The organism is Streptomyces sp. HSW2009, from assembly GCF_040240285.1.
Classification (GTDB): Bacteria; Actinomycetota; Actinomycetes; order Streptomycetales; family Streptomycetaceae; genus Streptomyces.
Genome location: NZ_JBEHZD010000291.1, coordinates 1 through 9,761, shown reverse-complemented (window position 1 = coordinate 9,761; position 9,761 = coordinate 1). Strand labels below are relative to the sequence as shown.

Here is a 9,761-nt window from a genome sequence, read left to right as displayed (position 1 = left end):
TTTAAATCAACCGCCCCCCACCCACATCTACACACGGTGTACCGGCGCCCGCGTCAGATGTTAAAACGACACCCCCCCCCGGCGGGCACCGCCCAGCGCCGGGCCGGACAGCAGCAGCCGGTACCGGCCGCCGGCGCACGGGCCGGGGACGCGGCGGCGGACGCGCCGGGCGAGGACTACCGGACGGAACAGTTCTCCTTCATCGAGGAGCAGGACGAAGAGTCCGAAGACGTCATCGACTGGCTGAAGTTCGCCGAGACCCGCTCCGAGCGCCGCGACGGGCGCAAGCGCCAACTGCGCACCAGGCTCATCGCCGGCGGGGCCGCGCTCGCCCTGGTCGTCGGCGGTGGCGTGGGCTACCTCTGGTACGCGGAGAAGCTGCCCGGCATGTCGAGCAGCAGCGAGGACAGCGCGAGCGCGGGTGGTGCGCAGCGCCGTCAGGTGATCGTCGTCCACCTGCGCGAGACCAAGGGCGGCGGCAGCTCAAGCATCCTGCTCGTGGACAACGCCACGACGAAGAAGGGCAGCACCGTGCTGCTCCCCAACGCACTCGCCGTGCCCGGCGAGAACGGCACCACCACCCTCGGCAACGCCGTCGAGAGCGAGGGCGCCGGCGGCACCAGGGACGCCCTCAGCGCCCTGCTCGGCTCCGACATCCAGGGCACCTGGCGACTGGACACGCCCTACCTGGAGAACCTGGTCGAACTCGTCGGCGGGATCACCGTTGACACCGACGTGCTCGTGCCCGGCGCCAAGGAGGGCGACGACCCGCTGGTCAAGCGAGGCAAGGGGGCGCAGCTCACGGGGCAGGGCGCGGTTGCCTACGCCACCCACCGCGAGCCCAGCGAGGACCAGAACAAGCAGCTCGGCCGGTTCGGCCAGGTCATGCGGGCGGTGCTCGACAAGATCTCCACCGACCCGGGCAAGGCCACCAGCACGGTCGAACAGCTCGCCCAGATCCCCGACCCCTCGCTCTCCGAGAAGCAACTCGGAGCCTCGCTCGCCGGCCTCGCCCAACGCGCCGACGACGGCTCGTACGCCACCGAACTCCTCGCCGTGCAGCCGGACGGCACGCTCAGCGACGCGGCGTCTGAGAACGTGGTGAAGGACGTGCTCGGCGGCTCCGTCAAGCAGCCCGAGGACGGGGCGAGCAGCGCGCCGCGGGTGAGTGTGCGCAACGCCACGGGCGATGAGGCCAAGGCGGGATCTGCGCAGGTCGCGCTGGTCAACGGCGGTTTCACGGTGGTCGCTGGCGGCACCGCGGGTACCGAGAGCACCTCCCGGGTGACCTACGCGGACGCCGCACACGCCGACCAGGCCAAGCAGGTCGCCGCGACACTCGGCCTGCCCGCGAGTGCCGTGGCCCAGGGCAAGGGCGCGGCCAACGCGGACGTCACGGTGGTGCTCGGCAGCGACTTCGGGGGCCGATCGGGCTGACCCGCGGCACGGGCCGGTCCAGCGGGAGGCCGGGCAGGGCCCGGCGGTGTGGCTTGGCGGTGCGGCCCGGTGGCCCGACCTCGTGGGGGCAGCCCGGCCGGGCGGCGCGGCTTGGCCGTCCGGCCTGGTGGTGCGGCTCGGTGGGAGGCTGGTCCGGCCCGGTGGTCCGGCCGGTGGGAGGTCGGCCCGGCCTGGCGGCGCGGCTCGCTGGTCCGGCCCGGTAGGACGACCCGACCGGTGCGGCCCGGCGGCAGGCCGGTGTGGCAAACAAACGGCTGGCGGAAGTGTCGGTGGGGCGTGAGACCCTTGAGTCACCCGCCCCCTGCCCCGGCACGGGGGCTCCGCCGACCGGAAAGCCCTGCTTGTGACCGCCACGGACCGCTCCATCGAGCTCATCAAGACCGCCGCTCAGGCAGCGGCCGACAAGCTCGCGCACGACATCATCGCCTACGACGTCAGCGACGTACTGGCGATCACCGACGCCTTCCTGCTCGCGTCGGCGCCGAACGACCGCCAGGTCAAGTCGATCGTCGACGAGATCGAGGAGCGGCTGAGCAAGGAGCTCGGCGCCAAGCCGGTGCGCCGCGAGGGCGACCGCGACGCCCGCTGGGTGCTGCTCGACTACGTGGACATCGTGGTGCACGTCCAGCACAGCGAGGAGCGCGTGTTCTACGCGCTGGAGCGGCTGTGGAAGGACTGCCCGCAGCTCGACCTGCCGGCCGACGCGCTCGCCACCCACGGCAAGGCCGCCGAGCACGCCAAGGCGAGGGCGGCGGACGAGGACGACCTGGACGGTGAGCTCCACTGAGCGGCTCCGGCGGGGGACGGGGGCGCCGTGTCGTCCTGTGGCGACACGGCCAGACCGCCTGGAACCTGGAGCGCCGCTTCCAGGGCTCCACGGACATCGAGCTCACCGAGACCGGACTGACCCAGGCCCGGCGCGCGGCCCGGCTGCTCGCAGCGCTCAAACCGGACGCGATCATAGCCTCCGACCTGCGCCGGGCCGCCGCGACCGCGGCCGAGCTGGCCGCGGTGACCGGCCTTGACGTGATGCATGACGCCGCGCTGCGGGAGACGTACGCGGGCGTCTGGCAGGGCCTGACGCCCGACGAGATCATGGCCCGCTACGGCGATGAGTACGCCGCGTGGAAGCGCGGCGAGCCGGTGCGGCGCGGCGGCGGCGAGTTGGAGACCGAGGTGGCCGACCGGGCCGCCCCGCTGGTGCAGGCCATGGCCGAGAAGCTGCCGGAAGACGGCACGCTCGTCGTGGTCAGCCACGGCGGCACCATCCGCACCACCATCGGCCGCCTCATCGGCCTGGACCCGCACACCTGGGAGTCCCTCGGCGGCCTCACCAACTGCTGCTGGTCCGTGCTCGGCCAGGGCGCCCGCGGCTGGCGCCTCCTCGAACACAACGCGGGCACCCTCCCCGAGCCCGTCCTCGGCGACGACGACTGACCTCCGACCGCGGATTTCGCGTTTGGGCAGGTCACCGGTTAAGCTTCTGCTCGTTCACGGAACGGAAGTGAGCCCCACAAAACGGGTTCACCTCCACGAAGGAACAGCGGGGCTATAGCTCAGTTGGTAGAGCGCCTGCATGGCATGCAGGAGGTCAGGAGTTCAATTCTCCTTAGCTCCACAGAAGCGAAAGCGATCTGTGTCCGCGGAAATACGCGGACCGGGTCGCTTTCGTCGTTTCTGCTCGGCTTTTCCGTACGGGCGGGGGATGTCGTCCGGTGCGGCCCTGCGCACCCCGATGGGGGAGTCGCTCCGCGCCGGTGCGGGGCGGCTCGGCCCCGTCCCCGTTCACGTACGCGGCCTTCTGCCATCGGTCTGCACCGGGGGCCGACTCTCTCCTTAGCCCTGAGGTGCATGAGGTCCGCCGGGGCCGGCGAGCGCCCGGAGCGCTGCCGGGTGGCGGCGCATATGCCTTGCCGGGCAAGGGAGTTGGCGCCCCGGGTGCGGCGCGGTAGATGTTCGTCGGCGGCCGGCGGGACGACGCCGGGCGCCCCGGGCTTGAGGTCCGTCGCTCGGCCGGCCGGGGGGCGGCGCCCGCTCGTCCGCGGGATCGGGGGCCGCGCGACAGCCGGGCCCCGCCCGGCCCCAGCGCCCCCGTCCGTACCGCTCCAGCGGCCCGGGCGTGTACGGCGCGCTGCGCGACCGCCGCGAGCGGGCTGTGGCCGTGACGCTGACCTGCGCGCCGTCCCATGACAGAATCGGGATCGCCGCGAGGGGACGGTGCCGATGGGAGGGGCGGTGCGATGCCGACCGGAATCCTGGAGGAGGTCAGTCACCTGCTGGAGATCGCCGAAGCACAGGAACATGACGGACTGCCGGAGTACGCCGTGCCATGCGCGTACGCCGACGGCTCCTGTGCCCCGACGCCCGGCGGAATGCGGTCCACGACAAGGGACGTCACGGTGTTGCAGTGCCCGGCCTGCGGCTCGGCGCACGTGGCGCAAGTGCTGGGCGACAACGGCGGGATCTCCTATGTGTGCACGGCCTGCGGCCATAGCTGGAGCTGATTGATGGGTGCACACAGCCGGAAATGCGACTGGTGCGGCAGCGGCACGCCGATCGTCCGCGACATGGAGCCGCTCAATGCGGACTATCAGTACTGGTGCGTCGAGTGCGCGCGGGCGCTGATCATAAAGGGCGACCCCATCGAGACCTACCGCGAACTCGAAGGCGAACCGATCTACGGGCGGCTGCTCGACGAGCACTGCACGCTCAAGCGCTTCTACTCGTTCGCCACCGCCTAAGCCTTCTCCAGCGCCCCGGCCCGCAGCAGTACGCGGACCCGGGCGCTGTTGTTTGCCCGCGGGCGGTGCTGTTCGCTCATGGGCGGTGCTCGCCGGTGGTGGTTAGTCGGCGGAGCTTATGGCCGGGGCCTGGGTTGGGCCGGGGCCGTGGCCGGGAGCGTGGCTCTCCGCGGGGCGTCACGGCCACGGTCGGGGCCGGTCGGCGGCAGTGCACGTCGCGTCGGCGGCACGGCACTGACCTGCGGCGATCGTGGCCGTCGGGCCCGTGGACAGTCGACCCGCCGGGCGCCGAACCGGGCCCGCGACCGCACTCCGCCCCACCTCGCTGACGGCCCGTCGGACCGGCCCCCGACCATTGATTTGGCCAAAGCCCAGCCGGTCCGTGTAATGTAGGCGATGCCGCCGAGGGGAACCGGAGCGGAAGGCAATATGGGGCTATAGCTCAGTTGGTAGAGCGCCTGCATGGCATGCAGGAGGTCAGGAGTTCAATTCTCCTTAGCTCCACAGAAGCGAAAGCGATCTGTGTCCGCGGAATATGCGGACCAGGTCGCTTTCGTCGTTTCTGCTCGCCTTTGCCGCGCGGACGCGGAGTGAGTGCAGTGAAGGGCGCGACCCGACGTGATCCTGAGCAGTTCTGCGCACTGCCACGAAGCGACCGGCTGTACGGGGCGGGGATATGCGGATCAGGGCCGTATCGGGCGACGTCATACGGCTCGGGGCTGTACGGGGTGAAGCCGTACGGCCCGGACGTCGTACGGGGTGGCCGGACAGTGCGAGGTGTCGCCCGCGCGCGAGACGCTGCCGTACGGTCCGTAACCGCGGTGGCCGTCCGCCCCTCGGCCAGGCCGGTGCGGCCTCTTATGCGCCTGCGGTAACCTGAGGCCATGCGTGCCGTACGCCTTCTGCTTAGCGGGCCGCGCTGATCAGCACCGACCGATGCGCAAGCCGGTCGGACTCAGCGCGGCGTCCCCTCCTGTGCGAGGGGATTTTTTGTTTCCCTACATATCCGCTGGCAGAGACCATCGATGGAGCTTGAGGACGATGAGCGAGACCCACACCGCTACCGAGGCAGCCGCGTCGCCGCACCGCTACACGGCCGCCCTGGCCGCCGACATCGAGGCGCGCTGGCAGGACTTCTGGGACGCCGACGGCACGTACGAGGCACCCAACCCGACCGGGGACCTCGCCGGTGACCCCGCTGGGCGGGGGGCGCTGGTGGAGCGGCCCAAGAAGTTCATCATGGACATGTTCCCGTACCCGTCGGGCTCGGGGCTGCACGTCGGCCACCCGCTGGGCTTCATCGCCACCGACGTCTACGCCCGCTTCCACCGGATGACCGGCCACAACGTCCTGCACACGCTGGGTTTCGACGCGTTCGGTCTGCCCGCCGAGCAGTACGCGGTGCAGACCGGCACCCACCCGCGGGTCTCCACCGAGGAGAACATCACCAACATCCGGCGCCAACTGCGCCGGCTGGGCCTGGGCCACGACAAGCGCCGCTCGATCGAGACGATCGACCCCGGGTACTACAAGTGGACCCAGTGGATCTTCACCCAGATCTTCAACTCCTGGTACGACCCGCAGGCCCAGCAGGCCCGCCCGATCGACACGCTGATCGCCCAGTTCACCTCCGGTGAGCGCGCCACCCCGGACGGGCGCCCCTGGGGCGAGCTGAGCGCCGCCGAGCGCGCGGGCGTGCTGGGCGACTACCGCCTGGCGTACGCCTCGGACGCGCCGGTCAACTGGTGCCCGGGCCTGGGAACCGTGCTGGCCAACGAGGAGGTCACCGCCGACGGCCGCTCCGAGCGCGGCAACTTCCCGGTCTTCAAGGCCAAGCTGCGGCAGTGGAACATGCGCATCACCGCGTACGCCGACCGGCTGCTCGACGACCTGGACGCGCTGGACTGGCCGGAGGCGATCAAGCTCCAGCAGCGGAACTGGATCGGCCGCAGCGAGGGCGCCCGCGTCGACTTCCCCGTCGCGGCCGACGGGGACGCGCGGATCACGGTCTTCACCACCCGCCAGGACACGCTGTTCGGGGCCACGTACATGGTGCTGGCGCCCGAGCACGAGCTGGTGGAGCGAATCGTTCCGGCCGCCTGGCCCGAGGGCACGCACCAGGTGTGGACCGGCGGCCACGCCACGCCGGCCGAGGCGGTCGCCGCGTACCGCAAGCAGGCCGCGGCCAAGTCCGACGTCGAGCGGCAGGCCGAGGCCAAGGACAAGACCGGCGTCTTCACCGGCGCCTACGCGACCAACCCGGTCAGCGGCGAGCAGGCGCCCGTCTTCATCGCCGACTACGTCCTGATGGGCTACGGCACCGGCGCGATCATGGCCGTGCCGGCGCACGACAGCCGTGACTTCGCCTTCGCCCGCGCCTTCGAGCTGCCGATGCGCTGCGTCGTGGAGCCGAGCGACGACCGCGGCACCGACCCGAGCACCTGGGACGCCGCGTTCGACTCGTACGAGGCGAAGATCGTCAACTCCGCCGGCGCCGACGTCTCCCTGGACGGTCTGGTGGTCAAGGACGCCAAGACCAAGGTCACGCAGTGGCTGGTCGAGCGCGGCATCGGCGAGGGCTCGGTCAACTTCCGGCTGCGTGACTGGCTGTTCAGCCGGCAGCGCTACTGGGGCGAGCCCTTCCCGATCGTCTACGACGAGGACGGCGTGGCGCACACGCTGCCCGATTCGATGCTGCCGCTGGAACTGCCCGAGGTCGACGACTACTCGCCGCGCACCTTCGACCCGGACGACGCCGACACCTCGCCGGAGACCCCGCTGTCCCGCAACGAGGACTGGGTCAACGTCGAACTGGACCTGGGCGACGGCCCCAAGCGCTACCGGCGCGAGACCAACACCATGCCCAACTGGGCCGGCTCCTGCTGGTACGAGCTGCGCTACCTGGACCCGAACAACAGCGACCGACTGGTCGACCCGGAGGTCGAGCAGTACTGGATGGGCCCGCGCGAGGGCCAGCCGACCGGCGGCGTCGACCTGTACGTCGGCGGCCAGGAGCACGCCGTGCTGCACCTGCTGTACGCGCGCTTCTGGTCCAAGGTGCTGCACGACCTGGGCCACATCTCCTCGGCCGAACCGTTCCACAAGCTGTTCAACCAGGGGATGATCCAGGCGTACGTCTACCGGGACAGCCGCGGCTTCCCGGTGCCGGCCGCCGAGGTGGAGGAGCGCGACGGCGCCTTCTTCTACCAGGGCGAGCAGGTCAGCCAGTTGCTGGGCAAGATGGGCAAGTCGCTCAAGAACGCGGTGACGCCCGACGAGATCTGCGCCGAGTTCGGCGCCGACACGCTGCGCCTGTACGAGATGGCCACCGGCCCGCTGGACGTGTCGCGGCCCTGGGACGCCCGGGCCGTCGTCGGCCAGTACCGGCTGCTCCAGCGGCTGTGGCGGAACGTGGTCGACGAGGCGTCAGGCGAGGTCACCGTCGTCGACGCGGAGCCGGACGAGGCCACGCTGCGCGCCCTGCACAAGGCCATCGACGGCATCACGCAGGACGTGACGCAGCTCCGCTTCAACACCGCGGTCGCCAAGCTGACCGAGCTGAACAACTTCGTCACCAAGGTGCGCGAGGTGCCCAGGTCGGTGGCGGAGACACTGGTGTTGCTGACCGCGCCGCTGGCCCCGCACATCGCCGAGGAGCTGTGGCACCGGCTGGGGCACACGGAATCCGTGGTGTACGTCCCGTTCCCGGTCGCCGACCCCGCCTACGTCCAGGACGAGTCCGTGACCTGCGTCGTCCAGCTCAAGGGCAAGGTCAAGGCGCGGCTAGAGGTGGCGCCGTCGATCTCCGACGCGGAGCTGGAGCAGCTCGCGCTGGCCGACCCCGCGGTGGTCGCGGCCCTCGGCGGGGCGGAGATCCGCAAGGTGATCGTCCGGGCACCGAAGCTGGTGAACATCGTTCCGGCTTGATCGGAACGGGTCCGCGTGGCCTGGCGCGGGTCGCGGCCGTGTGGGGTTGCCCGGCGTGGGCCGGGCCTGCCTGTGCGGGCCCGGCCCGTCTGGGTCCTGGCGCGGATGGGCATGGATCGGGTGCTCTGGCGCGGATCGGCGTGGGCCGGGGTGGCCTGGTGTGGGTCGGCGTGGGTGGTCGGGGTGGCCTGACGCGGGTCGGGCCGGGCCAGTGCGGAGTGGTTCAGATCGAAGCTGACCGTCAGGTGGCGGGGGCTGACCGGTCCCGGGCGTCGGGTGCCGCTCTTCTACGGGGGCGTCTGCGCTGGTCGGGCCGGTCGGCTGGCCGGCGCGGGCGTGCCTGACGGAGGACACGACCTGTGTCGCGTACGAGCCGTACGAGCCGTACGGGACGTGCTCGGTGCCGGAGACGACCTGCGGTGGGCACGATCCGAGCCGGGCACGTTCTGGGCCGGACACGATCCGAGCCGGACACGATCGGTGCGGTGGCCTGATGAGATCAGGGAAGCCACCTAGGGGCGGGTTACGGGTCCACAGGGAACCCGTGACCCGCCCGCGCCGTTTACCGTAGGAACTGACGGCTGTCGCCGGCCCGCGTGCGGGACCCGGCCGCGGCCTCGCGCGATCTTGTCCACCTCCGAGACCTGCGGGAGCGCGATGGAAGCCGTAGTGGCCATCCTGGGTCTGGTGTTCCTGCTCTGCATCGCCGCCGGCGTGTACGCCGCCGTGAAGGTGGCCAAGGCGGCGAAGCGGGGTGTGGACCGCACGGTCTCCCAGGCCCGGCGCACGGTGGAGGACACCAAGCTGCGGGCCAAGCAGTACACGCAACTCGGGCCGGTGGCGGAGATAGCCGAGCTGCGGATCTCGCTGCGGACCTCGATGCGGGCGACCCGGCAGGCGCTGGACACGGCCGCGGCCGAGGACGGCTCGCTCACCGAGTCACTGGCCCTCTTCGAACGACTCAGCACGCACGGCCACGAGGTGGACGACGACCTGCGGCGCCTCGAATCCGAGCCCGACCGGACCCGGATCGCGACCCGACTGCCAGAACTCCGCAAGCGTACGGAGCGGGTGACACAGTCCGCCGACTCGCTGCGCTGGGCGATCCAGGACCGGGCCGGTCACTTCGCCGAGGACGAGCTAGGCGACCTCAGCGAGCAGATCCGGATGGAGGCCGCCGCGCTACGCCACTGGCGGTCCGAACCGGACACGGGAACGGCCGGTGGTGCCGGGGCTGCTGGAGGTCCGGGCCGTGCGGGTGGCGCCGGCGGTGTTGGCCGTGGCGGAGGCGCGGGTGGTGCTGGTGGTGGCCGTCCGGTGGCGGACGACTGGGGAGTGGACGAGCCCGGGGCGGCCGGCGCGGGGTCGGCGTCCGGAGCGCGAGCCGATGCCGTGGACGACGGTTCGGCCCCACCCGCACCGCGCGCCCTGACCGGCGACGACCCGCGGCTGCGCAAGACCTACCCCTGGCAGCGGACGGCCCGACCGGAGAACACCACGTGAAGCCCTGGATACCTGCCTGCCGGGGCCCCGCCCCGCCCCCCCCCGCCCCGGGCGGCCCCGGGGGGGGCCCCCCCCCCCCGCCGCCGGGGGCCCCCCCCCCCCCCCCCCGGCGGCGCCCCCCCCCGCGCCGGG

The 9,761-nt window shown here is 71.8% G+C and carries 7 protein-coding genes and 2 tRNA genes; all 9 read left to right on the top strand.

Features of this window, described 5'->3' with window-relative positions; genetic code table 11:
* Positions 1-57 precede the first annotated feature (57 nt).
* The 9 genes from AAHZ94_RS20790 (at position 58) to AAHZ94_RS20750 (ending at position 9,629) form a co-directional block, all read left to right on the top strand.
* Positions 58-1,437: an LCP family protein gene (locus AAHZ94_RS20790; protein ID WP_349994486.1), complete on the top strand. Its 1,380-nt coding sequence runs from the start codon at positions 58-60 to the stop codon at positions 1,435-1,437.
* A 364-nt stretch (positions 1,438-1,801) separates the two neighbouring features.
* Positions 1,802-2,245: a ribosome silencing factor gene (rsfS, locus tag AAHZ94_RS20785; RefSeq protein ID WP_349994485.1), complete on the top strand. Its 444-nt coding sequence runs from the start codon at positions 1,802-1,804 to the stop codon at positions 2,243-2,245.
* Positions 2,242-2,895 (top strand): histidine phosphatase family protein, encoded by a 654-nt coding sequence (locus AAHZ94_RS20780; RefSeq protein ID WP_349994487.1) that lies wholly within the window; start codon positions 2,242-2,244, stop codon positions 2,893-2,895. Before rsfS ends, AAHZ94_RS20780 begins: the two co-directional genes overlap by 4 nt.
* Positions 2,896-3,003: 108 nt before the next feature.
* Positions 3,004-3,076: transfer RNA gene (locus AAHZ94_RS20775), tRNA-Ala, on the top strand.
* Positions 3,077-3,698: 622 nt separating this feature from the next.
* The gene (locus AAHZ94_RS20770) at positions 3,699-3,962 is read left to right on the top strand and encodes a hypothetical protein (protein WP_349994488.1); all 264 of its coding nucleotides are present in this window, start codon (positions 3,699-3,701) and stop codon (positions 3,960-3,962) included.
* 3 nt (positions 3,963-3,965) lie between these two features.
* Positions 3,966-4,199, top strand: a complete 234-nt coding sequence (locus AAHZ94_RS20765) for a hypothetical protein (protein WP_176161576.1) — start codon at positions 3,966-3,968, stop codon at positions 4,197-4,199.
* A 431-nt stretch (positions 4,200-4,630) separates the two neighbouring features.
* A tRNA-Ala gene (locus AAHZ94_RS20760) sits at positions 4,631-4,703 on the top strand.
* A 537-nt stretch (positions 4,704-5,240) separates the two neighbouring features.
* A complete protein-coding gene (leuS, locus tag AAHZ94_RS20755) occupies positions 5,241-8,126 on the top strand; it encodes a leucine--tRNA ligase (protein ID WP_349994484.1) in 2,886 nt (961 codons plus the stop codon).
* 657 nt (positions 8,127-8,783) lie between these two features.
* On the top strand, positions 8,784-9,629 hold the full coding sequence (locus AAHZ94_RS20750) for a hypothetical protein (protein ID WP_349994483.1): 846 nt from the start codon (positions 8,784-8,786) through the stop codon (positions 9,627-9,629).
* Positions 9,630-9,761: the final 132 nt, after the last annotated feature.